The sequence below is a fragment of the Halomonas aquatica genome (assembly GCF_040196335.1).
Lineage (GTDB): Bacteria > Pseudomonadota > Gammaproteobacteria > Pseudomonadales > Halomonadaceae > Halomonas > Halomonas aquatica.
In genome coordinates this window covers 522,022-545,850 of the sequence record NZ_JBEGCJ010000002.1, presented here as the reverse complement: position 1 = coordinate 545,850, position 23,829 = coordinate 522,022, and the positions used below count along the sequence as shown (strand labels likewise).

24 protein-coding genes are annotated in these 23,829 nt (G+C 66.0%); 17 read left to right on the top strand and 7 right to left on the bottom strand.

What is annotated here, in order from left to right:
* The first annotated feature begins 136 nt into the window (after positions 1–136).
* Positions 137–853 (top strand): Crp/Fnr family transcriptional regulator, encoded by a 717-nt coding sequence (locus ABE960_RS05710; protein ID WP_349761263.1) that lies wholly within the window; start codon positions 137–139, stop codon positions 851–853.
* Positions 854–945: 92 nt separating this feature from the next.
* Here ABE960_RS05710 and ABE960_RS05705 read toward each other — a convergent pair whose 3' ends face one another.
* Entirely contained in the window at positions 946–1,167 is a 222-nt protein-coding gene (locus ABE960_RS05705) for a YMGG-like glycine zipper-containing protein (RefSeq protein ID WP_349761262.1), read from the bottom strand.
* A 465-nt stretch (positions 1,168–1,632) separates the two neighbouring features.
* Here ABE960_RS05705 and nadA point away from each other — a divergent pair, with 465 nt between their 5' ends.
* Complete coding sequence (gene nadA, locus ABE960_RS05700; RefSeq protein ID WP_349761261.1) at positions 1,633–2,661, top strand: quinolinate synthase NadA; 1,029 nt, start codon at positions 1,633–1,635, stop codon at positions 2,659–2,661.
* Between the two features lie 100 nt (positions 2,662–2,761).
* Here the strand turns inward: nadA and ABE960_RS05695 are convergent, their stop codons facing one another.
* Entirely contained in the window at positions 2,762–4,270 is a 1,509-nt protein-coding gene (locus ABE960_RS05695; RefSeq protein ID WP_432765342.1) for a M48 family metalloprotease, read from the bottom strand.
* 142 nt (positions 4,271–4,412) lie between these two features.
* On the opposite strand from ABE960_RS05695, the gene ABE960_RS05690 reads away from it, so the two are divergent.
* Both ABE960_RS05690 and ABE960_RS05685 read left to right on the top strand, forming a co-directional pair.
* Entirely contained in the window at positions 4,413–4,661 is a 249-nt protein-coding gene (locus ABE960_RS05690) for a sulfurtransferase TusA family protein (RefSeq protein ID WP_349761259.1), read from the top strand.
* Positions 4,658–5,761: an AI-2E family transporter gene (locus ABE960_RS05685; RefSeq protein ID WP_349761258.1), complete on the top strand. Its 1,104-nt coding sequence runs from the start codon at positions 4,658–4,660 to the stop codon at positions 5,759–5,761. Before ABE960_RS05690 ends, ABE960_RS05685 begins: the two co-directional genes overlap by 4 nt.
* Before the next feature lie 31 nt (positions 5,762–5,792).
* On the opposite strand, the gene ABE960_RS05680 is transcribed toward ABE960_RS05685, so the two are convergent.
* Positions 5,793–6,269: a peroxiredoxin gene (locus ABE960_RS05680; protein WP_349761257.1), complete on the bottom strand. Its 477-nt coding sequence runs from the start codon at positions 6,267–6,269 to the stop codon at positions 5,793–5,795.
* Positions 6,270–6,471: 202 nt separating this feature from the next.
* Between ABE960_RS05680 and dapA the strand changes: the two genes are divergently transcribed.
* Genes dapA through purC form a run of 4 tightly spaced genes read left to right on the top strand, consistent with a single transcriptional unit; the run spans position 6,472 to position 9,924 of the window.
* Entirely contained in the window at positions 6,472–7,356 is an 885-nt protein-coding gene (gene dapA, locus ABE960_RS05675; protein ID WP_349761256.1) for a 4-hydroxy-tetrahydrodipicolinate synthase, read from the top strand.
* Positions 7,357–7,404: 48 nt separating this feature from the next.
* Positions 7,405–8,376, top strand: coding sequence for a lipoprotein, NlpB (locus tag ABE960_RS05670; protein ID WP_349761255.1), 972 nt, complete (start codon positions 7,405–7,407; stop codon positions 8,374–8,376).
* The gene (locus ABE960_RS05665; protein ID WP_349761254.1) at positions 8,376–9,170 is read left to right on the top strand and encodes an MBL fold metallo-hydrolase; all 795 of its coding nucleotides are present in this window, start codon (positions 8,376–8,378) and stop codon (positions 9,168–9,170) included. The genes ABE960_RS05670 and ABE960_RS05665 overlap by 1 nt, the downstream gene beginning before the upstream one ends.
* A 40-nt stretch (positions 9,171–9,210) precedes the next feature.
* Positions 9,211–9,924 carry a phosphoribosylaminoimidazolesuccinocarboxamide synthase gene (purC, locus tag ABE960_RS05660; RefSeq protein WP_349761253.1) on the top strand — a complete coding sequence of 238 codons (714 nt, stop codon included), beginning with the start codon at positions 9,211–9,213 and terminating at the stop codon, positions 9,922–9,924.
* 79 nt (positions 9,925–10,003) lie between these two features.
* Here the strand turns inward: purC and tsaA are convergent, their stop codons facing one another.
* Positions 10,004–10,732, bottom strand: a complete 729-nt coding sequence (gene tsaA, locus ABE960_RS05655) for a tRNA (N6-threonylcarbamoyladenosine(37)-N6)-methyltransferase TrmO (RefSeq protein ID WP_349761252.1) — start codon at positions 10,730–10,732, stop codon at positions 10,004–10,006.
* Between the two features lie 94 nt (positions 10,733–10,826).
* On the opposite strand from tsaA, the gene ABE960_RS05650 reads away from it, so the two are divergent.
* The gene (locus ABE960_RS05650) at positions 10,827–11,375 is read left to right on the top strand and encodes a GNAT family N-acetyltransferase (protein WP_432765341.1); all 549 of its coding nucleotides are present in this window, start codon (positions 10,827–10,829) and stop codon (positions 11,373–11,375) included.
* Positions 11,376–11,383: 8 nt separating this feature from the next.
* On the opposite strand, the gene nadC is transcribed toward ABE960_RS05650, so the two are convergent.
* Entirely contained in the window at positions 11,384–12,235 is an 852-nt protein-coding gene (gene nadC / locus ABE960_RS05645) for a carboxylating nicotinate-nucleotide diphosphorylase (RefSeq protein WP_349761251.1), read from the bottom strand.
* 77 nt (positions 12,236–12,312) lie between these two features.
* Here nadC and ampD point away from each other — a divergent pair, with 77 nt between their 5' ends.
* The 6 genes from ampD (at position 12,313) to ABE960_RS05615 (ending at position 20,467) form a co-directional block, all read left to right on the top strand.
* Positions 12,313–12,888, top strand: coding sequence for a 1,6-anhydro-N-acetylmuramyl-L-alanine amidase AmpD (gene ampD / locus ABE960_RS05640; protein ID WP_349761250.1), 576 nt, complete (start codon positions 12,313–12,315; stop codon positions 12,886–12,888).
* Positions 12,889–13,218: 330 nt separating this feature from the next.
* On the top strand, positions 13,219–15,891 hold the full coding sequence (gene aceE / locus ABE960_RS05635; protein WP_349761249.1) for a pyruvate dehydrogenase (acetyl-transferring), homodimeric type: 2,673 nt from the start codon (positions 13,219–13,221) through the stop codon (positions 15,889–15,891).
* 70 nt (positions 15,892–15,961) lie between these two features.
* Entirely contained in the window at positions 15,962–17,965 is a 2,004-nt protein-coding gene (aceF, locus tag ABE960_RS05630) for a dihydrolipoyllysine-residue acetyltransferase (RefSeq protein ID WP_349761248.1), read from the top strand.
* 241 nt (positions 17,966–18,206) lie between these two features.
* Positions 18,207–18,863 carry an adenylate kinase gene (gene adk, locus ABE960_RS05625; RefSeq protein ID WP_349761247.1) on the top strand — a complete coding sequence of 219 codons (657 nt, stop codon included), beginning with the start codon at positions 18,207–18,209 and terminating at the stop codon, positions 18,861–18,863.
* 117 nt (positions 18,864–18,980) lie between these two features.
* A complete protein-coding gene (gene tsaB, locus ABE960_RS05620) occupies positions 18,981–19,697 on the top strand; it encodes a tRNA (adenosine(37)-N6)-threonylcarbamoyltransferase complex dimerization subunit type 1 TsaB (RefSeq protein WP_349761246.1) in 717 nt (238 codons plus the stop codon).
* Positions 19,694–20,467, top strand: a complete 774-nt coding sequence (locus tag ABE960_RS05615) for a class I SAM-dependent methyltransferase (RefSeq protein ID WP_432765340.1) — start codon at positions 19,694–19,696, stop codon at positions 20,465–20,467. Before tsaB ends, ABE960_RS05615 begins: the two co-directional genes overlap by 4 nt.
* Positions 20,468–20,469: 2 nt before the next feature.
* On the opposite strand, the gene ABE960_RS05610 is transcribed toward ABE960_RS05615, so the two are convergent.
* Positions 20,470–21,171 carry a hypothetical protein gene (locus ABE960_RS05610; protein WP_349761245.1) on the bottom strand — a complete coding sequence of 234 codons (702 nt, stop codon included), beginning with the start codon at positions 21,169–21,171 and terminating at the stop codon, positions 20,470–20,472.
* A gap of 126 nt (positions 21,172–21,297) precedes the next feature.
* On the opposite strand from ABE960_RS05610, the gene ABE960_RS05605 reads away from it, so the two are divergent.
* Positions 21,298–22,422: a phospholipase D-like domain-containing protein gene (locus ABE960_RS05605; protein ID WP_349761244.1), complete on the top strand. Its 1,125-nt coding sequence runs from the start codon at positions 21,298–21,300 to the stop codon at positions 22,420–22,422.
* Here the strand turns inward: ABE960_RS05605 and ABE960_RS05600 are convergent.
* Complete coding sequence (locus ABE960_RS05600) at positions 22,419–23,069, bottom strand: YecA/YgfB family protein (protein ID WP_349761243.1); 651 nt, start codon at positions 23,067–23,069, stop codon at positions 22,419–22,421. The two genes, ABE960_RS05605 and ABE960_RS05600, sit on opposite strands and share 4 nt — an antisense overlap.
* Positions 23,070–23,171: 102 nt before the next feature.
* On the opposite strand from ABE960_RS05600, the gene ABE960_RS05595 reads away from it, so the two are divergent.
* Positions 23,172–23,732: a SprT family zinc-dependent metalloprotease gene (locus ABE960_RS05595; protein WP_349761242.1), complete on the top strand. Its 561-nt coding sequence runs from the start codon at positions 23,172–23,174 to the stop codon at positions 23,730–23,732.
* Positions 23,733–23,829: the final 97 nt, after the last annotated feature.

Sequence of the window (23,829 nt, the reverse complement as noted above, 5' to 3'; positions counted from 1 at the left end):
GCATGATGGTGGATATGCCACTGTTCGCTCGGCGGCTTGTGGAGGATGTCTGATCCCTTCCTGGCGGCCCTCGACGTCGGAGCTGAGTGATTCATTGCCATGTGCCGATTGCCGGGTCTTCACCAGGAGCGTGCACATGCAGTCCCCTATCCCCAGTACGATAACCAACTACCTTATCGACAGCTTGCCGCGCCAGGACCGGGTGTCTTTCCTTGCAGACTGCGAGACCATCGATCTGGTGTTTGGTGAAGTGATCACCGAACCCTGTGGGCGGATCCTGCATGTCTTTTTTCCGCTCGACTGCTTCATTTCCCTGATTGCGAATTTGAGTGAAAGTGAGCAGCTGGAAGTGGCGATGGTCGGTAGTGAGGGCATGTACGGAATGCCCTTGATCCTGGGTCTCGATAAATCGCCCTTGCGCGCCATGGTGCAGGGGGCAGGGCAGGCGCTGCGCATGCCGGCGGCTGTCTTTTGCCATCACCTGGAGCAGAGCCCCGCAATTGAGGCGCTGTTGAAGCGCTATCTCTTCGTGCTGATGCATCAGCTCACTCGGGTGGCGGCATGTACGCACTTTCATCAGGTCGAGGCGCGCCTGGCGCGCTGGTTGTTGATGACCCAGGATCGGGCGCATTCGGATCAGTTGCATCTCACCCACGAGTTTCTCGCCATGATGCTGGGGGTGAGGCGCGCCGGCATCACCCTGGCCGCCATGGCGCTTCAGGCACGCGGGTTGATTCACTATCACCGTGGGGATATCACGGTGGTGAATCGGGCGGGTCTGATAGAGGCTTCTTGTGGGTGCTATGTCGCGGACCGCGAGCTCTATACACGGTTGCTTGAAGAGCCGGCATGATCGGAGCGGCCGGCCATGAATCTCAGGCTGGATGGTCGGCTCGGAACGCACTGATGTCTTCGCCCATCGCGCCACCCAGCTATTCGGTCACATCATTCGGTCTTGCTGGTTTCGTGGCCAATGACGCCGCCGACGGCTGCACCGCCGATGGTGCCCATCGTGCTGCCACCGGTCAGCACGGAGCCACCGATGGCGCCCGCGCCCGCGCCAAGGGCGGTGTTCCTGTCCTGTTCCGACATGCCGGAACAGCCCGAGAGAGTGAGCAGCAATGCCATCATCACGATAGCAAGCTTGGATGGGTGCAGTGTGTTCATGGGAATAACCCCCTGTCGCAAGCGCGACACGTTGAGGGACGAAGCACAAGTGACGTCTTCACCCCTTCAGTCTGGTTGATGTCCCCCTTGGGCCGGGTGAGACGCACGCCGCCGTATCGGGGCCGGGGTGAATCGTTGGGGGCTGGATGGGGGCGTGATGTGCTCGAGTTGCGGTGCGGGCTTGACGACATCGTGAAGCATCGGTGAGCCCACCTTAGCGGCACTTGGGGCCAGCGGTCGGTGCGCTGGCACACCAACACCGCCGATAATTTTCGCCCCCCCATGCCACACTTTCTGCCCGGAATCGAACAATGCCCGGGTATTCTGGTCTAGAATGGCATTGGGTCAGCCATCGCGACAGACGCAGCGGTTGACCCTCTGGCGTGTTGCCCCGTGCGGAGTGCACGAGCGGCGGCACCTGGTGCAATGCAGGGGGAGCCCCTGCCGGTCACAGTGGTAGACACGATGACGATCATGACTTCCCGTGTCGAGCTGCGCGAGCAGCTGGCACGCACCTACTGCCCCACCCGCATCCTCGCCGAGGACGAGGCGCGCATCGAGGAGATCAAGGCGCTTCTCGAGGCCAACAATGCCGTGCTGGTGGCGCACTACTACACCGACGATGCCATCCAGCGGCTCGCCGAGGAGACCGGCGGCTGCGTGGCCGATTCCCTGGAGATGGCGCGCTTCGGCGCCCGGCACGAGGCGGATACCCTGGTGGTGGCCGGCGTGCGCTTCATGGGCGAGACGGCCAAGATCCTCTCCCCGGAAAAGCGGGTGCTGATGCCCACCCTGGAGGCCACCTGTTCGCTGGACCTGGGCTGCCCGGCCGACGAGTTCAGCGCCTTCTGTGATGCCCATCCCGACCGCACCGTGGTGGTCTATGCCAACACCTCCGCGGCGGTGAAGGCGCGCGCCGACTGGGTGGTGACCTCGTCCATCGCGGTGGACGTGATCGAGCACCTCCAGGCGCGCGGCGAGAAGATCCTCTGGGCCCCGGACAAGCACCTCGGGGGCTACATCCAGAAGCAGACCGGCGCCGACATGCTGCTCTGGGACGGTGCCTGTATCGTCCATGAGGAGTTCAAGGCCAAGGGCGTCGAGGACCTCAGGGAACTCTACCCTGATGCCGCGGTGCTGGTGCATCCGGAATCGCCGGCCTCGGTGGTTGAGCTGGCCGACGTGGTGGGCTCCACCTCCCAACTGATCACGGCGGCCAGGGAGTTGCCCAATGAACGGCTGATCGTGGCCACCGATCGCGGCATCTTCTTCAAGATGCAGCAGGCGGTACCGCGGAAGACCCTCTTCGAGGCACCCACCGCCGGCAACGGTGCCACCTGCAAGAGCTGTGCCCATTGCCCCTGGATGGCGATGAACGCCCTGGACAACCTGGCAGGGGCGCTGCGCGAGGGCACGGGCGAGGTCTTCGTCGATGCCGATCTGCGTCTCGCCGCACTCAAGCCCCTGGAGCGGATGCTCAACTTCAAGAAGTAAGCGCCGAGCTACACGCGCAGGTCTACAAGAAACCCCGAAAGCTGAGACTCTCGGGGTTTTCATTTTTCTGTGAGTGATTTCAGGCTGCAGCTTGTAGCTGCTACTGAAAGTCCTCCAGCGTCTCCCGGTAGCCGATGAAGTCCTTCCTGCGCCGCTCGATCGCGCTGGCCGCAGCTGGCTCACCCTGGCGCTCGGCGACGTCCTCGGCCACCTCCAGCTGGCGGATGGCTCGGTCGATGTGGCCGGTGAGCTGCAACTGCTCGGCTCGAGCCAGGTGGCCCCAGGCCTCCCGTCCGCTGCGTCCCGCGGCCTCGGCGAGCAGGGTGAACACCTGAGGGTCCTCGGGGCGACGTTCGGCCAGCTCGCGCAGCACGCGATATGCCTCATCGGGATCACGCTGCAACAGTGCCTCCCCGAACAGTCGGCTGGCCGGGGCGTAGTCAGGCATCAGCCGTAACTGGCGGCGGCTGCGCTCGATGGCGTCGTCCAGGCGTCCGGCCTCGAAGGCCACCTGGGCGGCCGTTGCCGGCAACATCGCCAGATCCGGTAGCGACCGGGACAGGGCGTCGAGCTCTTTCAGAGCTCGGTCGGTGCGGTTCGTCTGGGCGTCGACCAATGCCGAGAGGTAGCGCCGCGCCACCTGCGGTGCCTGGTCCTGAGCCAGCCGGGTGTCGGCCTGCCGGGGATCGCGGGAGTTGATCGCCAGCAGGGCACGGGCCCTCACCAGCTGGTACTCGACGTCTTCGCCGCGCGGTGTCATCACGGAAGTCTGGTTGGCGCGGGCCTGGGTGTCGCTGATGCGTGTTTCGGTCATCGGGTGCGTCAGCAGGAACTCCGGGGGAGCGCCGCCCTGCAGGCTCACCATGCGCTGCAGGGCGCGGAACATCTCCACCATGGCGTCCGGCTCATAGCCGGCGTCGGCCATCGCCTGCAGGCCGACACGATCGGCCTCCTGCTCGAAGCGTCGGGAATAGCGCAGCTGGTCCTGGATGAAGGCCGCCTGGCCGCCCATGGCGGCGGCGATGCCGGCATCGCCACCACCACCGGCGGCGATCAGCATGCCGGCCAGCATGGCAGCCATGGCGGGAATCTGAGTCTGTTCGGTGCGGGCCTGGCCGCGAGCATAGTGGCGTTGGGAGAGATGACCGAGTTCGTGGGCGATTACCGAGGCCAGTTCGGCCTCCCGCTCGGCGAAGGCCAGCAGCCCGGCATTGACCCCGATCACCCCGCCAGGCACCGCGAAGGCGTTGAGCAGACGGCTCTCCACCAGGGTCACGATGGTGCGGGCATCCCCTAGGCCGCTATGGGGCAGCAGGCGGGCCACCAGCGACTCCATGTAGTCCTGAGCGATGGCATCCTGCCACTCGGGGGCGCGGGCGCGAAACTGGCGCAGCCATGCACGTCCCAGGCGGACCTCCTCACCGCTGATGGCCTGGCTGCCGCTCTGGCTCAGGCTGGGCAAGCCATAGTCGCCTTCGGTTGCCGGCTGGCCGCCTTCGCGGGTCAGGCCGGGGGCCTCATAGCGCCCGGTGGACTGGGCCTGGACAGGCAGGGCGAGCGCCATGAAGAGGGCAAAGGCGGTGAGGGGGTATCCGGTTCGGCGCAGCATGGCCATCCTCGTCAAGGGGTGAAAGCGGGAGCGGACGTCCTGCTCTGACATTGATTCGGCCCGCAAAGTGCCTTTAAATCGCAAGGGCTTGCGTGTGGACCCGCTGGCCTGCACGACTCACTGCATTCTCCCGGGAGACAACATGGCGCTGCAACCCGACGACCTGCTCGATGCCCGCGATCTTCCCTGCCCGCTGCCGCTGCTCAAGGCCAAGCAGGCCCTGTCGCGGATGGCACCGGGGCAACTGCTGGAAGTGGTGGCGACCGACGCAGGGTCCTGGCGCGACTTCGAGACCTTCATCGATCAGAGTGATCATGAGATGCCGACACGCGAGGAGCGTGGCGATGTCTACCACTACTGGATTCGCAAGGGTGGGGAGCAGGCTTCATGACCCTGAGGTCGGTGTTTCGCAGCTGGATGGACCACTATTTCTCCGACGAGGAGGCGGTCATCCTGCTGATCGTGCTGGTGCTCGGCTTCGCCGTGGTGATCTGGCTGGGCAAGATGCTCGCGCCCTTCCTGACCGCCCTGGTGATCGCCTTCCTGCTGCAGGGGGCGGTGAACGGACTGACACGGCGTCGGGTGCCGCATTTCCTGGCGGTGATGTTGGTCTTCCTGGGCTTCATCGGAGTACTGCTGGCGATGGCGCTGATCCTGATGCCGCTGATCTGGAACCAGTTGATCAACCTGGTCCAGGAGACCCCGCGAATGTTCGCCAGCGTCCAGCAACTGCTCGATGACCTCCAGTTGCGCTACCCCCAGTTGGTGACCCCGGACCAGATCCAGGCCTGGATCGGCATGGCAGGACGCGAGGTGACCCAGCTCGGCCAGCGTGCCCTGACCCTTTCGCTGGCTTCCCTGGGCAACGTGGTGGCGCTGATCGTCTATCTGGTGCTGGTGCCGATCCTGGTGTTCTTCATGCTCAAGGATCGTGACCGCTTGGTGGGGTTCATCGTCTCGCTGCTGCCGAAGCATCGCGGGCTGATGACACGGATCTGGCAGGAGATGGACGACCAGATCGCCAACTACGTGCGGGGCAAGTTCACCGAGATCATCATCGTCGGCAGCGTGGCCTTCTTCACCTTCGCCTTCTTCGGACTGCCCTATTCGGCACTGCTGGCGGTGCTGGTGGGGCTCTCGGTGCTGGTGCCCTATATCGGCGCCGCCGTGGCCACCCTGCCGGTGGCGGCCGTGGCGGGCTTCCACTTCGGCCTCGGCGACCAGTTTCTCTATGTACTTATCGCCTACGGCGTGATCCAGGCGCTGGACGGCAACGTGCTGGTGCCGGTGCTGTTCTCCGAGGCGGTCAACCTGCACCCGGTGTCGATCATCCTGGCGGTGCTGTTCTTCGGCGGGATATGGGGCTTCTGGGGCATCTTCTTCGCCATTCCCCTGGCGACGCTGCTCAAGGCCCTGGTCTATGCCTGGCCCAGGGGCATCAAGCAGCGACGCCAGGAAGTCTCCCAGGGGGAGCGCGCCGCCGGGTCCTGAGCGCATCCGCCGCGCGGCGGATGCGCGGGCATCACTTCCCGGCGTGCAGCGCTCGGGCGGCCTCAAGAACCTCGTCTGCATGCCCCTTGACCTTCACGCCTCGCCATTCCCGGGCGAGCTGGCCGTGGGCATCGATCAGGAAGGTGCTGCGTTCGATGCCCAGGTGCTCCTTGCCGTAGAGCTTCTTGAGCTTGATGACGTCGAACAGCCGGCATACCGCCTCGTCCTTGTCGGAGATCAACTCGAAGTTGAACCCCTGCTTGGCCTTGAAGTTCTCCTGGGCTCGGATGCCGTCCCGGGAGACTCCCAGGATAACGGTGTTGGCGGCTTCAAACTCCGCCTTGTGATCGCGGAAGTCGCCTCCTTCGGTGGTGCAGCCCGGTGTGCTGGCCTTGGGGTAGAAGTAGACCACGACCTGCCGCCCCTTCAGATCGGAGAGGCACACGGTGGTATCACCGGTGGCGGTGGCGGTGAAGTCGGGAACGGGCTCGCCGAGGCTGACGCTCATGGGCGCACTCCTGTGGTGGTGGCGTTTGATGGGTGGGAAGCAACCCCGATTACACGCAACCGACAGCGAACTGTAAAGTCGCGGCTGTACAGTCTCTCGAGGCCTGAGTACCATTTGGCCCTTGGCGCCGAGGCAGGTCTCGGCGCATTGCCCGGGGTCCATGAGGCCACGAATGCAGGTGAAGCGAAGAGGAATCGAGAGGATGATCACTGGTAGTATCGTCGCGCTGGCGACGCCGATGAAGGTCAACGGCGATATCGACTGGGAGGCCCTGCGCCGCCTGGTGCACTTTCATCTCGACCACGGCACCGACGCGATCGTGGCGGCCGGCACCACCGGCGAGCCGACGACCATGTCCTTCGCCGAGCACTTCGACGTCATCCGCACCGTGGTCGAAGAGGTAGACGGACGCATTCCTGTCATCGCCGGTACCGGCTCCAACAATACCACCGAGGCGGTGGAACTGGCCCGCTACGCCAGCGAGGTCGGGGCAGATTGCTGCCTGACGGTGGCGCCTTACTACAACAAGCCCACCCAGGAAGGCCTCTACCGACACTTCAAGGCCATCGCCGAGAGCAGTGACCTGCCGGTGATCCTCTACAATGTGCCGGGACGCACCTGCTCCGACATCTACAACGAGACCGTGGTGCGTCTCGCCGAGGTCGACAAGATCATCGGTCTCAAGGACGCCACCGGCAACCTGGAGCGCGCCGAGGACCTGATCGCGCGGCTCAAGGGCAGCGACTTCATCCTCTATTCCGGCGATGATGCCACCGCCTGCGACTTCATGCTGATGGGTGGCCATGGCGATATCTCGGTGACCGCCAACGTGGCACCGCGGGCCATGCATGAGCTCTGCAGCGCCGCCGTGGCAGGGGATTCCGACAAGGCTCACCAGATCAACACCCGCCTGATGCCGCTGCATACCAACCTGGGGATCGAGTCCAACCCGATTCCGGTCAAGTGGGCGCTGTACCGCATGGGCTACCTCGAGCCCGGCATCCGGCTTCCGCTGACCTGGCTATCCGAGAAGTACCATTCCACCGTCAGCGAGGCATTGCAGCTGGCGGGCCTGATCGACGACTGAGCGATGCCCGGGCATCGCTCTCTGCACAACACTAGGCAAGGTGGACGCATGAACTCTGCGCTGAAAGGGATGCCGCTGGTGGCGGTGATCGCCCTGGCCATGGCCGGCTGTGCCCGTGATGGCTTCTATGATGACCGCAACCTCGACTACGCCGAGGCCAGGAAGGGTGCTCCCCTGGTGCTGCCGGATGCCCGTAACCCCAATCGCTACCGGGATGCCATGCCGGTACCCGAGGTGAGTGGCACGCGTCCTGCCGAGGACGGGGTCGTGGAGGCTCCGCTCCCCCAGGCCCTGTCGCCGGGACGTGCCAGGGAGCGCGGCTATGTCGAGCTTCGCGAGATCGGCAGCGACGCCTGGCTGGTGGTGGGTCTCGCCCCTGCATCGGTATGGCCGGAGCTCGAGCGCTTCGTGAGTCGTCGCGGACTGGACGTCACCGCCCGTGATCCTGGTCGCGGCATCCTGGAGACCGATCAGGCTAGGTTCAGCATCCGGCAGGGGCTGCGCAGCGGTGACAGCGAGATACACTGCGAGCGCGGCGGTGTCGCCGAGGCGGCCTGCCTGACGGCGCTGGAGCGATACTTCCAGTCGCTCAGCGCCTCCTCGAGCGCCGCATCGCTGACCGCCCAGCGGCCCGAGGAGCAGGATCGCGCCCGGTTCGAGCAGCGCGGTGACGACTGGCGGGTGATCCTGCCCTTCGGTGTGGACCGTCTCTGGGCCGAACTCAGCCATCAGCTGGAGATCGACTTCGCCGTGGAGGGCCGTCGCGAGCTGATCGACAGCGACCCTGCTGCGCATGCCTTTCTGGTGAATTACCTGACCCTCAGCGAGCGCGAGCGCGGCCTCTTGAGCTCGCTGGCCTCGCTGGATCTGGTCGCCTCGCCGCGCCTTGTCAGGCTGGAACTCGAGGCCCTGGGGTCCGAGGAGACCGTGCTCATGGCGGTCGGTGTCGGCGAAGCCGGCCAACTCTCCGGCGAGGACCAGCGCGAGCTGATCGAACGGGTGGCGGGCCTGCTGCGCTGATGAGGGGCCCGGCGTCGGGCGCCCCCGGGCGCCTCACCTTCGCCTCCCTGGGCAGCGGCAGCAAGGGCAACGCCACCCTGGTCAGCGATGGCGAGACGCACCTGCTCGTTGACTGCGGCTTCGGCCTGCGCGAGGCCGAGCGCCGCCTGGCCCGCCTGGGGCTGCACCCCCGCCAGCTCGACGCCCTGCTGGTGACCCACGAGCACGGTGACCATGTACGTGGCGTCGGCCCCCTGGCCCGCCGCCACGGGGTGCCGGTCTACCTGACCCCAGGCACCTGGCTGTCGAGGCGCCTCGGCGAGTTGCCGCACCGCCACTGGATCACTCCCCAGGCCAGGTTCGCCGTCAAGGGGCTTGTCATCGACCCGGTCACCGTGCCCCACGACGCCCGCGAACCGGTGCAGTTCTGCATCACCGGCGTCGGGCAGCGCCTCGGCCTGCTCACCGACCTGGGGCATCCCAGCGCGCACGTGGTAGAGGCCTTCGCAGGCTGCGATGGCCTGGTGCTCGAGTGTAATCACGACCCTCGCATGCTCGCCGAGGGACCCTATCCCGCGAGCCTGAAACGCCGGGTGGGCGGCGACTGGGGGCACCTGGCCAATGGCCAGGCGGCCTGGCTGCTTCAGCGGCTGGGGCTCGACCGCCTTCAGCGCATCGTCTGCTCGCACCTCTCCGAACACAACAATCGCCCCGAGCTGGCCCTGGAGGCCCTGGTGCCGCTGCTCGACGGCGATGAATCCCGGCTGAGGGTCGCCGCCCAGGACGATGGCCTGGCATGGCAGACCCTCGACTGACCGACCATTCTTACCCGTATCCTCGCCTGTGGAGGCTCCCATGGAAAAGCGCCAAGAACTCTTTGTCGGCAAGGCCAAGTCGGTCTATGCCACCGATGATCCGGACCGCCTTATCCTGCACTTTCGCAACGACACCAGTGCCTTCGACGGCCGGCGTGTGGAATCGCTGGAGCGCAAGGGACAGGTCAACAACCGCTTCAATGCCTACATCATGGGCAAGCTGCAGGAAGCCGGGATCCCCACTCACTTCGAGAGCCTGCTCTCTGATACCGAGTGCGTGGTCAAGAACCTCGAGATGATTCCGGTGGAGTGTGTGGTGCGAAACATCGCCGCCGGCAGCCTGGTCAAGACCCTCGGGGTCGAGGAGGGCCAGGCGCTCACCCCGCCGACCTTCCAGCTGTTTCTCAAGAACGACGCCCTCCATGATCCCATGATCAACGAGTCGCTGGCCGAGACCTTCGGCTGGGCGACCCCCGATCAGCTGGCCGAGATGAAGGCGCTGACCTTCCGGGTCAACGAGGTGCTCAAGGCGCTGTTTGCCGAGGGCGGCATGCTGCTGGTGGACTACAAGCTCGAGTTCGGGCTCTTCCACGGCCAGATCGTGCTGGGTGACGAGTTCTCCCCGGACGGCTGTCGCCTGTGGGATGCCGAGACCCGCGAGAAGCTCGACAAGGACCGCTTCCGCCAGGGGCTGGGGAACGTGATCGAGTCCTACGAGGAGGTCGGTCGCCGCATCGGCGTCGACTTCGGCTGACATCGGGTGTCGCGCTGGGTGTCGCGTCGAGCGCCGCCATCACGAAGGGCCCTGCGGGGCCCTTCGTCGTGAGCGGGGCTCACGCCGGCACGATCTCGACGACTTCGAGGCGGGTCGCTCCGTCCGGCTCCTGCAGGGCCCTGAAGCGCACGTCCAGGTCACGCAGGCGCACCCCGTAGATCCGCGCCTCGGCGTCGCGACGGTAGGCCGGTCGCGGGTCCTGGCCGAGGACCTGGAGGATCAGCTCGCGCAGCGTGTCTCCATCCTCCCGGCATTGCAGCGCGGCCTCGGCCTCGGGTGAGAGGCCGACGGCCAGGGTGGATGGTGCCTCGGGGGCGAAGCCGGCGCGGGCCTCGGGGCGTGATTCCACCCAGGGCAGGTAGGGCTTGATGTCGAGTACCGGCGTGCCGCTGACCAGGTCCGCCCCGCGCAGCGTCAGGCGCACGCCCCGCGAGGTGTCGATGTCGATCAGCTCCACCAGCGAGAGGCCCAGGCGGTTGGGCCGATGGGTGCTGCGGCTGGCGAAGACCCCCACCCGGGCATTGCCGCCCAGGCGCGGCGGGCGCACCAGCGGCGTCCAGCGCTCGGGGCTCTGGTGGAAGACGAAGGTCAGCCAGAGGTGGCTGAAGGCCGAAAGGCCGCGCACCGTCAGGGGATCATCGTAGGGCGGGACCAGCACGAGGGTCGCCCGGGCCGCCGTCGCCAGCCCCGGCTGCCGCGGGATGCCGAACTTGTCGGGGAAGTCGCTCTCGATGACTCCGACGGGGTTCAGGCAAAGGGGGTCGGGCAGGGCAGGGCGGTCGTTCATGGCGCATCCTGATACTTTCCATACCGTGGGGATTGGCCCCGCGACGTGGCTTGGGTAGTCTGCTGGCCTGGCCATCATCGCAGGAAGCTCACGCATGAGTCATGCCGATTACCACAGTGCCGGCACCGAGCCGCACATGGAAACCCGTCGAGCCCCCCGGATCGTCTATCGAGCCGCGCGCGTGCGCGACGCCTCCGATCAGGCCGAGGTCTTCCACCATGCCGTGATGCAGGGGGCCGCGGGCCACTATACCTTCGCCGAGCGCGAGGCCTGGGCGATGGCGTTGCCCAGGGATGCCGGCGCATGGTCGGCACGCCAGGCGCTCTTCACCACCCTGGTGGCCGACTGTGAAGGCCGCTGCGTGGGCTTCATCGAGCTGGATCTGCCCAAGGGGCGGGTCGAGACCCTCTACGTCTGGCCATCACTGGGGCGGCGAGGCATCGGTTCGACCCTGCTCATGCATGCCGAGCGCCTGTTGCTGGAGCAGGGCGTGACGCGGGTCAGGATAGAGGCCAGTGCCATGCTTTCCGATGGCCTAGTGCGCCGGGGCTGGTCCAGGCTGGGCGACGACTGGGTCGAGCGGGGTGGCGAGCGGCTCTATCGCCAGCGGCTCGAGAAGCGGCTCGTCCGGATCGAGACCTGAGGCTGAGTTCAGGCCTCCTGCTCGATGATGCGCATCGAGAGGTCGATGGCCTTGAGGTCCTTGGTCAGTGCCCCGCTGGAGATGCAGTCCACACCGGTCTCGGCGATGGCGCGCAGGGTGCGCTCGTCGACATTGCCCGAGGCCTCCAGGGTGGCGCGCCCCCGGTTGCGTCCTACCGCCTCGCGCATGTCGTCGAGGCTGAAGTTGTCGAGCATGATCACGTCGGCCCCGGCGGCCAGCGCCAGGTCGAGCTCCTCGAAGGTCTCCACTTCCACCTCAACCGGCAGGTCCCGGGCGATGTCGCGAGCCTCTGTCACCGCCGCCGCGATGCCCCCGCAGGCGGTGATATGGTTCTCCTTGATCAGGAAGGCATCGTAGAGGCCGATGCGGTGGTTGTGGCCACCGCCGCAGGTCACCGCGTACTTCTGCGCCAGGCGCAGGCCCGGCAGTGTCTTGCGGGTGTCGAGCAGGCGCACCCCGGTGCCCTCGAGCAGGTCGGCATAGTGACGGGTGCGCGTCGCCGTGGCCGAGAGGGTCTGCAGCAGGTTGAGCGCGGCGCGCTCGCCGGTGAGCAGGCTGCGGGCAGGACCCTCCAGCTCGAGGAAGGCCTGGCCGGCCTCGAGGCGATCGCCGTCGGCGGCCTGCCAATGGAGGCTTACCCGGGTATCGAGGCGCCTGAACAGCTCGTCGACCCAGGCCACGCCGCACAGCACCGCGGCCTCGCGGGTGATCACCCGAGCCCGGGCCATCTGCTTCTCGGGAATCAGCTGGGCAGTGATGTCGCCGGGGCCGACGTCCTCGGCCAGCAGCCGGGCGGCGCTGTCACGGATCTCTTCGGCAAGGGCGTCCTGATAATGCATGGCGGGTCCATCTCTGTGCGGGGAAACGTCAGGCGGCCATTATAGGGAAACCCATGCATCCACGTCAGGGAAAAACCATGCGCATCGACGACGGCTGGCTCGAGGGGGCACGACGACTTCCCTCGCCCAACCAGGACAGACGCCCCGCGGGAGAGGTCTCTCTGCTGGTACTGCATTCCATCAGCCTGCCCCCGGGAGAGTTTGGCGGCGAGCATATCGAACGGCTATTCACCAATCGGCTCGATCCCGCGGTGCACCCCTTCTTCGGTTCCATCGCCGGGCTTCGTGTCTCGGCCCACCTGCTGATTCGTCGCGACGGGGAGTGCGTGCAGTTCGTGCCCTTCGAGGCGCGGGCCTGGCATGCCGGGCGCTCCCGCTGGCGGGACGGGCCGAACGAGCGACAGGCGCTGAACGACTTCGCCCTGGGGATCGAGCTGGAAGGTGATGAGGTGACGCCCTACACCGGCGCCCAGTATCGTGCCCTGGCACGGACCACGGCGGCGCTGCTGGCGCGCTATCCGGAGCTGACATCCGACCGGATCACCAGCCATGCCCGGGTGGCTCCGCTGCGCAAGAGCGATCCGGGTCCCGCCTTCGACTGGGCCTATTTCCGCCAGGAGCTGGAAAAAAAATCGGTCCTGGGCGACGAATGAGTCGCTGTAACTACAAAGCAACATTGGCACGCTTGCTTCATACGGTAGTTCAGCTACAACTGTCTGAGTCAGTGCGGTTTCGGGGAGGAAGAATTGCGTAATCCCTTGTGCTGCGGTGCAATATGGAATATGTGAAAATCATTTCCATTTCATCTTGAATTGGCAGGGACTGGCGATTACGGTATCTTCGCGCCATCAGCGGATGCATTCTATGCACTGCCTCGTAAAACAACTACGGGTCTGGCGCGTCGGGTCGCCAATCCCGAACATGAGTGCCATTTCGCCCCCCTGGGGGGCTGTAGTACCCCATCGTCATTCGGAGAGACGTCTATGAGTCTGGAAACAAGAGAAGATCTCGATCCGGTCGAAACCACGGAATGGCTGGATTCCCTGGAGTCGGTCCTGGATCGTGAGGGCGAGGATCGCGCCCGGTACCTGATGACTCGTCTGGCCGACCGGGTGCGGCGTGATGGCATGCAGGTGCCCTTCTCGGTAACCACCCCGCATCGCAACACCATTCCGGTGCACCGCGAGGCGCCGATGCCGGGCGACCTGTTCATGGAGCGTCGAATCCGCTCGCTGATTCGCTACAATGCCATCGCCCAGGTCATCCGCAACAACCGGGCCAACCCGGGCCTGGGTGGCCACATCGCCAGCTTCATGTCGGCGGCGACCCTCTACGACGTGGGTTTCAACCACTTCTTCCGCGCCCCGAATGGCGACTTCGAGGGCGACCTGGTCTACATCCAGGGCCACGTGGCGCCGGGCGTCTACGCCCGCGCCTATCTGGAAGGCCGCCTCACCGAGGATCAGATGGACAAGTATCGTCAGGAGGTGGATGGCGACGGCCTCTCGTCCTATCCGCACCCCTGGCTGATGCCGGACTTCTGGCAGTTCCCCACGGTATCCATGGGCCTCGGCCCCATCCAGGCCATCTACCAGGCCCACGTGATGAAGTATCTGGATTCCCGTGAGCTCAAGAACATGCACGATCGCAAGATCTGGTGCTTCATGGGCGACGGCGAGTGCGACGAGCCGGAATCCCTGGGGGCCATTCACCTGGCCAGCCGCGAGAAGCTCGACAACCTGATCTTCGTCATCAACTGCAACCTGCAGCGCCTCGATGGCCCGGTGCGTGGCAACTCGCGCATCATGGACGAACTCGAGGGCGTCTTCCGCGGCGCCGGCTGGAACGTACAGAAGGTCGTCTGGGGCCGCCTGTGGGATCCGCTCTTCGAGAAGGACAAGAAGGGCATCCTGCAGAAGCGCATGGACGAGGCTGTCGACGGCGACTACCAGAACTACAAGGCCAACGGGGGTGCCTACACCAAGGAGCACTTCTTCGGGAAGTACCCGGAGACCGCCGAGATGGTCAAGGACATGTCCGACGAGGACATCTGGAAGCTCAATCGTGGCGGCCATGACCCGTTCAAGGTCTATGCGGCCTACCATGAGGCGACCCAGAACCCCAATGGTCGTCCCACCGTGATCCTGGCGCACACCGTCAAGGGCTATGGCATGGGCGGCGGTGACGGTGAGGCCGCCAACGAGGCCCACCAGGTCAAGACCATGGAGTACGAGGCACTGCGCCGCTTCCGTGATCGCTTCGGCATCCCGCTCACCGACGAGCAGCTCAAGGAAGTCCCTTACTACAAGCCCGAGGACGACTCCCCGGAGCTGAAGTACATGCACCTTCAGCGCGAACGTCTGGGCGGCTACCTGCCGAGCCGCCGCAACGACTTCGAGTCGCTGCCGATCCCGGCCCTCGAGGACAAGACCTTCGCCTCCCAGACCGCAGGCTCCAAGGGTCGCGAGGTCTCCACCACCATGGCCTTCGTGCGTATCCTCAATGGCCTGGTCAAGGACAAGAAGATCGGTGAGCGCGTGGTGCCCATCATTCCCGATGAGGCCCGTACCTTCGGGATGGAGGGCATGTTCCGCCAGCTCGGCATCTACACCTCGGAAGGGCAGAAGTACGAGCCGGTCGACAAGGGCCAGATCATGTTCTATCGCGAGGACCGGAAGGGTCAGATCCTCGAGGAGGGCATCACCGAGGCCGGCGCCATGTCGGCATGGATCGCCGCCGCGACTTCCTACTCGAACAATGCCACGACGCTGCTGCCGTTCTACGTCTACTACTCGATGTTCGGCTTCCAGCGCATCGGCGACCTGGCCTGGGCCGCCGGCGACATGCAGGCACGTGGCTTCCTGGTCGGCGGCACCGCCGGGCGCACCACCCTCAACGGCGAGGGGCTGCAGCACCAGGACGGTCACAGCCTCCTGCAGGCGTCGATGATCCCCAACTGCCGCAGCTACGACCCGACCTATGCCCATGAGGTGGCGGTGATCGTCCAGGACGGCCTGAAGCGCATGTTCACCGACAAGGAGAACTGCTTCTACTACCTGACGGTGATGAACGAGAACTACGAGCACCCCGCCCTGGACGAGGTGCCCGCCGAGGACATCATCAAGGGCATGTACCTGCTCCGCGAGACCAAGGGCAAGAAGGGCCGAGTTCAGCTGCTGGGCTCAGGCACCATCCTTCGCGAGGTCGAGGCGGCCGCCGAGATGCTTGCCGAGGAATGGGGCGTGGGTGCCGACATCTGGAGCGTCACCAGCTTCAACGAGCTGCGTCGCGAGGCGCTGGAGATCGACCGTCAGGCCTTCATCAACCCCGAGGCCAAGCCGATCAAGCCCCACGTGACCGCCTGCCTGGAGGGTCGCGAGGGTCCGGCGATCGTCTCCACCGACTACATGAAGCTGTTCGCCGACCAGGTCCGTGCCTGGGTGCCGACCGACTATCATGTACTCGGGACCGATGGCTACGGCCGCTCCGACACCCGTGAGAAGCTGCGTCACTTCTTCGAGGTCGACCGTCGCTTCGTCACCGTGGCTGCGCTCAAGGCGCTGGCAGACCGTGGCGAACTGGATCGCAAGGTCGTCGGCGAGGCGCTCAAGAAGTACGGCATCGACCCCAACAAGCCCAACCCGCTTGCCGTGTGAGGCGTCGACCGACCGTTGGCATGGCGGGCCCGCGGGCCCGCCCCCGTCAAGAGTTTGAAGGAGCGCGACCTTGAGTAGCGAAATCATCAAAGTTCCGGACATCGGTGGCGATACCGATGTCGAGATCATCGAGATCGCGGTAGCGGAGGGCGATGTCATCTCGCCCGAGGACACCCTGATCACGCTGGAATCCGACAAGGCCAGCATGGACGTGCCTTCCCCCAAGGGCGGCAAGGTACTGAAGGTGCTGGTCAAGGAGGGCGATACCGTCTCCGAGGGCGACGACATCGTCGAGATCGAGGCAGAGGGTAGCGGTGATGCCGAGGCGCCCGCCAAGCAGGAGAAGGCAGCGCCTGCGCCTGAGCCCGTTGCAGAGAAGCCGGCCGCCGAGAAGCCCGCGGCCAAGAGCGGGGGCGGCAAGCAGACCGTCGAGATCAAGGTGCCGGACCTCGGTGGATCCTCCGATGTGGAGATCATCGAGGTGGCGGTGGCCGCCGGAGACCAGGTCGCCGCGGAGGACACCCTGATCACCCTGGAGTCCGACAAGGCCTCCATGGACGTTCCGAGCCCCCATGCCGGCAAGCTGGTCTCGCTCACCGTCAAGGAGGGCGATACCGTCTCCGAGGGTGACGTCATCGGCACCATGGAAGTCGAGGGCGAGGGAGGCGGCGATGCCGCGCCCGCCGCCGAGTCGGCGCCCGAGCCGGCCGCGAGTGCCCCGCAGGAAGCGGCCCCGGCCGAGGAGGAGAGCGCCGGCGGCGGTGAACCGGAGCGCAAGGAAGTGCGTGTGCCGGACCTCTCCGGCTCCTCCGACGTGCCGATCATCGAGATCGCCGCTACTGTCGGCGATGAGGTCGACGAGGAGGACCCGCTGATTACCCTGGAGTCCGACAAGGCCTCCATGGATGTGCCCAGCCCCTACAAGGGCAAGCTGCTCGAGCTGACCGTCAAGGAGGGGGATACCGTCTCCGAGGGCGACCTGATCGGCTATATCGAGGTGGCCGGCAGCAGCAAGCCCGCCGCCAAGCCGGCAGCGAAGCCACCCGAGCAGAAGGCGCAACAGCAAGCCGCGCCTGCTGCCAAGTCCGCAGCGACGCCTGCCGGGTCACCCAGCCCCGAGGCCCAGATGGCCGCCCACAAGCCGCGTGATGGCAAGCTGGTTCACGCCGGCCCGGCGGTACGCATGCTGGCCCGCGAACTGGGTGTCGACCTGGGACTGGTCAAGCCCAGCGGCCCGAAGGATCGTGTGCTCAAGGATGACGTACATGCCTACGTCAAGCAGGTCATGGATGGCAAGGCGAAGACGGCTTCCGCGGCGGCACCGGCCTCTGCCGGCAGCGGTATTCCGCCGATCCCGGATCAGGACTTCAGCCAGTTCGGCGAGGTGGAAGAGAAATCCATGGGTCGCCTGATGAAGATGGGCGCCACCAACCTGCATCGAAGCTGGGTCAACCTTCCCCACGTGACCCAGTTCGATGAGGCGGATATCACCGAGCTGGAGGCCTTCCGCAAGTCGATGAAGGCCGAGGCAGAGGCCCAGGGCGCCAAGCTCACGCCGTTGCCCTTCCTGATCAAGGCCTGCGCCTTCGCGCTGCGCAAGTTCCCGCAGTTCAATGTCAGCCTGAAGAGCGACGGCGAGACGGTGGTGCACAAGAAGTACGTGCACATCGGCATCGCCGTGGACACTCCGGACGGCCTGATGGTGCCGGTGATCCGCAATGCGGATCAGAAGTCGATGATCGAGCTGGCCAAGGAGTCCGTGGAGCTGGCTGGCAAGGCCCAGTCGAAGAAGCTCAAGCGCGACGAGATGACCGGTGGCTGCTTCACCATCTCCAGCCTGGGCTCCATCGGTGGCACCGCCTTCACACCGATCGTCAACGCTCCGGAGGTGGCCATCCTCGGCATCTCCAAGGCGCAGATGAAGCCGGTGTGGGATGGCGCAGCCTTCCAGCCGCGGCTGATGATGCCGCTGTGTCTCTCCTATGACCACCGGGCGGTCAATGGCGCCGATGCCGCGCGCTTCACCGCCTTCCTGGGTCAGGTGCTGACGGACATCCGTCGCCTGCTGCTGTAGGTATGCATCCTGCCCGGGACAACGGCGCCGCAAGGCGCCGTTGTCGTTTCCGGACGATGCTGCTTGATGCGTGGCAGACCAAAGTGCTATTCGGCCCGCAGGCGCTTGATGTGTGGCATCTTTTTCCCCTTTTAGCGGCGTGATGCAGGACCCTTCGCTTGTCTGGGCCCGGCGGCGCGGTTATCGTTCGCTTCTTCCCTTTCTTCGTCGACCAGAACCACATTTCTTAAGGAGCAGTCAGATGCGTTTGATCCTTTTGGGCGCCCCGGGTGCCGGCAAGGGCACTCAGGCCCAGTTCATCTGCGAGCGGTTCAATATTCCGCAGATATCCACCGGCGACATGCTGCGTACCGCGGTGAAGGAAGGCAGCGAGCTGGGGCTCAAGGTCAAGGAGATCATGAACAGCGGCGGTCTGGTGTCCGACGACATCATCATCGCCCTGGTCAAGGAGCGTATCAGCCAGCCCGATTGCGACAATGGTTTCCTTTTCGATGGCTTCCCGCGCACCATTCCTCAGGCCCAGGCCATGCGGGATGCCGAGGTAAAGATCGATCACGTGCTGGAGATCGCCGTCGATGACGAGGAGATCGTCAAGCGCCTGGCGGGACGCCGCGTCCACCCGGGGTCGGGTCGTGTCTACCACCTCGAGTACCAGCCGCCGAAGGAGGAGGGCAAGGACGACGTCACCGGCGAAGCCCTGATCCAGCGTGACGACGATCGCGAGTCCACGGTGCGCAATCGCCTGTCGGTCTACCATGATCAGACCGCTCCGCTGGTCGACTACTATCAGCAGTGGGCCAAGGAGTCTGCGCAGACGGCTCCGGTCTATCATCGTGTCGAGGGGGTGGGCAGCATCGACGACATCACCGGCCAGGTGATCCAGGCCCTGGAAGGCTGAGACCCTCTCCATTCCTCACGCCGCGCACCCTGACGAAGGCCCGCCATTGCGGGCCTTCGTCGTTGGCGACGGCGGGCGTATAATGCTCCGACATTTCTCGCCACGACGTGATGTCCCATGCCGATCCTGCTGGCCCTTGATGCTTCCTCGAGCGCCTGTTCCGCCGCCCTGCTGAGCCGCCGTGACGGCTTTGATGACCAACTGGTCTCTCGCTTCGCCCTGACTCCGCGGGAACACACGCGGCGGCTGCTGCCGATGGTCGACGAGGTGCTTGCCGAGGCCGGACTCCCGGCCTCGGCGCTGGATGCCGTGGCCTATGGCCGGGGTCCCGGCTCCTTCACCGGGCTGCGCATCGCGGCCGGGGTCGCCCAGGGACTTGCCTTCGGCCTCGACCGCCCCCTGGTCGGGGTCTCGACCCTGGAGGCGCTGGCGCTGGGGGGGCATCGCCGTCACCACTATCGCCAGCTGATCACGGCCCTGGACGCTCGCATGGGCGAGATCTATGTGGCCGCCTGGCAGTGTCGGGATGGTCGCGTCCTGCCACTGATGGAGGAGGCGGTCATGCCACCGTCGCGTCTGCGCCTGCCCGAACTAAAGGACAATGCCCACGACGACCACGATTGGGTCGGCATCGGGTCGGGGTGGACCCTCTGGGACGAGATGCCCGCCGAGGTGCAGGCAGGGCTCGGCCTCTGCCTGCCTGAGGTCGAGGCCGATGCCGCCGACATGGCGCTGCTGGCCATGGAGGCGCTGGCCAGGGGTGAGGCACGTGCGCCTCACGAGGTGCAGCCCGTCTACCTGCGCGACCAGGTCGCCTGGCAGAAGAGCCGATGAGCCACGTCGTGATCCGCGATGTATCGCTCTATCCGCTCGCCCGGCGCCTGGGGCTACCCATGGTCGGTGACGGCGAGATCGATGACGGCGAGGCCGAACTGACGCTGGCCCGCCAGGACGACCGCCTGGTGCTGGCCGGTGACCCGAGGCGTCATGGTCACCCCCTCGCCGTGGACTTCGTCACGGGACGCGCCGCCCATCGGCGGCGTTTCGGCGGCGGCCGCGGCCAGCTGGTCGCCAGGGCCTGCGGGCTCGCCAAGGGCGTGACGCCCTCGGTGGTGGATGCCACTGCGGGGCTCGGGCGCGATGCCTTCGTGCTGGCGAGCCTGGGGGCGGACGTGCTGCTGGTGGAGCGGGTCGCAGCGATCTTCGCGCTCCTGGAGGACGGCCTGGCGAGGGCCCTGGTCGATCCCGAGACCCGTGAGGTCGCGGCGCGCATGCACCTCGTGCGCGGGGATGCCGGCCGCGATCTGGCATCCCTGGTGGCGAGCAGTGGCGTGGCCCCCGAGGTGATCCATCTCGATCCAATGTTTCCCCATCGCGACAAGTCCGCGCTGGTCAAGAAGGAGATGCGGCTCTTCCGCACGCTGGCCGGTTACGACCCCGACTCCCCGCGGCTGCTGGAGGCGGCGCTCGATGTGGCGACCCACCGGGTGGTGGTCAAGCGACCGCGCAAGGCGCCGCCCCTGAAGGGGCCCCCGCCGCGTCACGTCATCGAGGACAAGACCAGCCGCTATGACCTCTACGTCCATCGCCGCCTGGTTGCCTGAGGTCAGCCTTCACCCTGGCGGCTGACCAGCTGCAGCCGGTAGCGAAGCGCCGGGTCGAACAGCGCCCGGCTGCGCCGGGCCGCCTCGCGCAGCTCATCATCGAACGTCAGGCGGCCGTCGTCGGTCCTGATCCAGCCCTGTGCCTCCAGGCTCTCCACCAGCCCGGCGAACAGCCGAGTATCGAAGAACTCCGGGGCATCCAGTCCCGAGAGCAGGGCCAGCCGCTCGGCCAGCAGGCGGTGCAGTCGCCCGGTGAGCCTCCAGCTGTCGGCGGCGAGCATCTGCCAGACGCCGAAGCGCTTGTCCGGGGCGCGTCTCCAGAAGACGCTCACCGGCACCAGCTGCACGTCTCGGGCAGGGTCGAGGTGGTACTGTTCGATCAGCGACTGGAGCGGCGCCGTCGGCTGCCGACCTCGGCGCCACAGGCCACGGCCAGGTGAGGGTAGCGCCAGGCAGGCGGGCACGCTGACCTCTCCCACGTTGCGCCGCCCGCTGGCTGGCGGCAGGCCATGGGCGCGGGTCAGTGAATCCAGCAACAGGGTGTCGGAGAGCGCCGGGTGCGCCAGCACGTAGAGGATCGGAAGTGTCGGCTCGAGGGCGAGGTCGTCCGGTGAGGGCTCGATCAGCCGCACCTGGATCCAGCGGACCATCAGTTGCTTGAACGGTTTGCTCAACGCGCCGGACAGCATGCGTACAAGGTCCATCCTGTCGCCCCGGCCGGGTATGAGCCGTCATTATAGCGGCCCTCGATCGGGGGGCCAGGGGCCAGGCTTTTCCCCGGCCGTCAAACATGCGTCAATGCTGTAACGATATGTGACAGGGACGACGCCATGCATGGCATGTGGCGAGACGGCAATCAATTCGAACTGCTCCCCGAGGCGGCACTGTTCCTGCCGGCGATGTTCGAGGCCGTCGACCAGGCTCGTGACTTCGTGCTGATCGAACTCTATCTGATGGAGTCAGGTCGGCTGACTACGGCCCTGACCGGCTCGCTGCTGCGGGCCGCCGAGCGAGGCGTGTCGGTGATGCTGCTGCTCGATGGTTACGGCGCCATGGGCCTCGAGGACGCCGATCGCCAGCGCCTCGAGGCCGGTGGGGTGGCGCTGCGCTTCTTCAACCCCCTTGGGGTCGAATCGCTGGTGCGCAACCTCACCCGTGACCACCGCAAGCTGGTGGTGGTCGACGGTGCCCAGGCCTTCACAGGAGGCTTCGGGGCGGTGGACGAGTTCCTGGATGCCTGGTACGAGGTCGCTGTGCGCATCGAGGGGCCGGTGGTCGCCGACTGGGTGCGGCTGTTCTGTCGCGTCTGGGACTCTCCCATGAGTCGCGGGCCCGGAGATCCCTCGCTGGTGCGGGGGATCGGGCTTGATACGCGTAGCAACGAGGGCTATCGCAGCATGCGTGGTCGCGTGGTGTGGGGGCAGGGGTATCGCTACCAGGCGATCCGTCATTCTCTTCATCAACGGGTCTCGTTGTCATCGCGGCGTCTGTGGATCTGCACGCCCTACTTCGTGCCCACCCTCACCCTGCGAAGGCGCCTGGTGCAGGCGGCCCGGCGCGGGGTCGACGTGCGCCTGCTGTTGCCTGGTGGCGAGGCCCACGACCACCCCGGGATTCGCTATGCCGGCCAGCGCTTCTATGGCAGGATGCTGCGCGCGGGGGTGCGCGTCTTCGAGTTCCAGCCCTCCTTCATCCATGCCAAGTTCTCGCTGGTCGACGACTGGGTCAGCCTCGGCTCCTGCAACTTCGACCACTGGAGCCTGCAGTGGAACCTGGAGGCCAATCAGGAGGTGGAGGATCCCCGCTTCGCCGCCGAGGTCGCCGAGCTGTTCGAGCGCAACTTCCTGGCGAGCCATGAGATCGACCCAGAGACCTGGTCCCGGCGGCCGCGTTGGCAGCGCCTCAAGGAGTGGCTGTTCGGCACTCTGGACGGGATGCTGACGCGCCTCCGCTAGCGTCGGCCCTTGCCGCGACCGGCGGGGGCCTTGCGTCGAGGCCTGGGCTTGGGCGTCTCGGGCGGGACGCGGTAGTGGAGGTAGAGGTCCAGCAGCAGCTCCGGCAACTGGGCGATGAGGCCCTCCAGTCGCGCGTTGTCGCCGGCCAGTTCGGCCATGTCGGGCTCGTCGTCGAACAGCCCCGACAGCAGCATGAAGGGCAGCAGCAGGGTGGCGGCGGCCTCCTCGTCATCGGCGAACCAGGCGGCCTCGTCGAGGAAGACGCCCTCCATGAAGCCGGCGCACCAGTCACCGATCGGCGTCTCTTCGGGTGCCAGGTCGCCCAGTTCCAGTTCGAAGGGCAGCTCCGGCAGCCCACCGCCTTCCAGCACCTCGATCGCCGTGTGCCGAAGCTGTTCCAGCAGCCCCAGGATCGCCTCGCGTTCGGCGTCGTCATCGAAGGCCGGCTCGCCATGGAACAGCTCGGCGACCCAGGTCGCCGCCGGCACATCGCGGGGTGCCACGGCCAGCGCGACCAGGAAGCCATGGGCTCCGATCAGGTCCAGGGCATCGGCATCGACTCGCTCGGAATCGAGGAAGTCATCCAGCAGATCGAGTTCCTCGTCCTCGAGCAGCGGCTGGGGCAGGGGCGTATCGGCATCGGACATGACGGCTCTCGCAGGAAAACGTTGCGTTGGGGAAGGCTTTTCGCCTCTGGCTTTACGCCTGGGGCTTTACGCTTCGAGATCGGCCGGCCATTCTAGCATCCCATGATGGCTCCCGCGCTTCCTTCCCCCGACCCCGCCCGGCTCGATGCCCTCGACCGGAAGGCCCTGCACCGCGCCCTGATCGACCGGGTCGAGGCGGCCTGGCGACTGTGTCTCGAGGTTCATCCGGCCTTGCCACGGCCGACCGTCTGGCTGGACCTGCGTGGCAAGTCGGCAGGCCAGGCCCACTTCGGCCGCGGCGGACTGCGCTTCAACCCTCTGTTGCTCGAGGAGAACCGCCTCGCCTTCCTGGTCGAGGTGGTTCCCCACGAGATGGCCCACTGGCTGGTCCATCACCTCGAGGATGGTGAACGGGTGCGCCCCCACGGCCGAGAGTGGCAGACCGTGATGCGTCGTCTCTTCGGCCTTGCTCCCCGCACCACCCATCGCTTCGACACCGATCGGGCGAGCCCCGCCCCTTACCGCTATCGTTGCGGCTGCCGAGAACATGGTTTCACGGCCCGTCGTCATGCCCTGGCCCGAAAGGGAAGCCGTTACCGTTGCCGGCACTGCGCTCAGACCTTGGTCTATTGCGCTCGATCGGCGTTGGAAAAGACCATTTAAGTCTTTGTTATGAATAAGAAATCTGATCATACCAATGTCTAAAGGGACGGCCGCGCCTGGGCGTATATGCTGGGGTCAGTTTTATGGGGCCGGCGCG

Excerpts from the sequence above, each read along its gene's own strand:
- ABE960_RS05610 (WP_349761245.1), bottom strand. The coding sequence starts at position 21,171 with ATGGACCTTGTACGCATGCTGTCCGGCGCGTTGAGCAAACCGTTCAAG.
- tsaA (WP_349761252.1), bottom strand. The coding sequence starts at position 10,732 with ATGAACGACCGCCCTGCCCTGCCCGACCCCCTTTGCCTGAACCCCGTC.
- ABE960_RS05695 (WP_432765342.1), bottom strand. The coding sequence starts at position 4,270 with ATGCTGCGCCGAACCGGATACCCCCTCACCGCCTTTGCCCTCTTCATG.
- ABE960_RS05600 (WP_349761243.1), bottom strand. The coding sequence starts at position 23,069 with ATGTCCGATGCCGATACGCCCCTGCCCCAGCCGCTGCTCGAGGACGAG.
- purC (WP_349761253.1), top strand. The coding sequence starts at position 9,211 with ATGGAAAAGCGCCAAGAACTCTTTGTCGGCAAGGCCAAGTCGGTCTAT.
- ABE960_RS05690 (WP_349761259.1), top strand. The coding sequence starts at position 4,413 with ATGGCGCTGCAACCCGACGACCTGCTCGATGCCCGCGATCTTCCCTGC.
- nadA (WP_349761261.1), top strand. The coding sequence starts at position 1,633 with ATGACGATCATGACTTCCCGTGTCGAGCTGCGCGAGCAGCTGGCACGC.
- dapA (WP_349761256.1), top strand. The coding sequence starts at position 6,472 with ATGATCACTGGTAGTATCGTCGCGCTGGCGACGCCGATGAAGGTCAAC.
- ABE960_RS05605 (WP_349761244.1), top strand. The coding sequence starts at position 21,298 with ATGCATGGCATGTGGCGAGACGGCAATCAATTCGAACTGCTCCCCGAG.
- ABE960_RS05665 (WP_349761254.1), top strand. The coding sequence starts at position 8,376 with ATGAGGGGCCCGGCGTCGGGCGCCCCCGGGCGCCTCACCTTCGCCTCC.
- aceE (WP_349761249.1), top strand. The coding sequence starts at position 13,219 with ATGAGTCTGGAAACAAGAGAAGATCTCGATCCGGTCGAAACCACGGAA.
- ABE960_RS05615 (WP_432765340.1), top strand. The coding sequence starts at position 19,694 with ATGAGCCACGTCGTGATCCGCGATGTATCGCTCTATCCGCTCGCCCGG.
- nadC (WP_349761251.1), bottom strand. The coding sequence starts at position 12,235 with ATGCATTATCAGGACGCCCTTGCCGAAGAGATCCGTGACAGCGCCGCC.
- ampD (WP_349761250.1), top strand. The coding sequence starts at position 12,313 with ATGCGCATCGACGACGGCTGGCTCGAGGGGGCACGACGACTTCCCTCG.
- ABE960_RS05705 (WP_349761262.1), bottom strand. The coding sequence starts at position 1,167 with ATGAACACACTGCACCCATCCAAGCTTGCTATCGTGATGATGGCATTG.
- ABE960_RS05710 (WP_349761263.1), top strand. The coding sequence starts at position 137 with ATGCAGTCCCCTATCCCCAGTACGATAACCAACTACCTTATCGACAGC.
- ABE960_RS05670 (WP_349761255.1), top strand. The coding sequence starts at position 7,405 with ATGAACTCTGCGCTGAAAGGGATGCCGCTGGTGGCGGTGATCGCCCTG.
- ABE960_RS05650 (WP_432765341.1), top strand. The coding sequence starts at position 10,827 with ATGAGTCATGCCGATTACCACAGTGCCGGCACCGAGCCGCACATGGAA.
- ABE960_RS05680 (WP_349761257.1), bottom strand. The coding sequence starts at position 6,269 with ATGAGCGTCAGCCTCGGCGAGCCCGTTCCCGACTTCACCGCCACCGCC.
- ABE960_RS05685 (WP_349761258.1), top strand. The coding sequence starts at position 4,658 with ATGACCCTGAGGTCGGTGTTTCGCAGCTGGATGGACCACTATTTCTCC.
- tsaB (WP_349761246.1), top strand. The coding sequence starts at position 18,981 with ATGCCGATCCTGCTGGCCCTTGATGCTTCCTCGAGCGCCTGTTCCGCC.
- ABE960_RS05595 (WP_349761242.1), top strand. The coding sequence starts at position 23,172 with ATGATGGCTCCCGCGCTTCCTTCCCCCGACCCCGCCCGGCTCGATGCC.
- adk (WP_349761247.1), top strand. The coding sequence starts at position 18,207 with ATGCGTTTGATCCTTTTGGGCGCCCCGGGTGCCGGCAAGGGCACTCAG.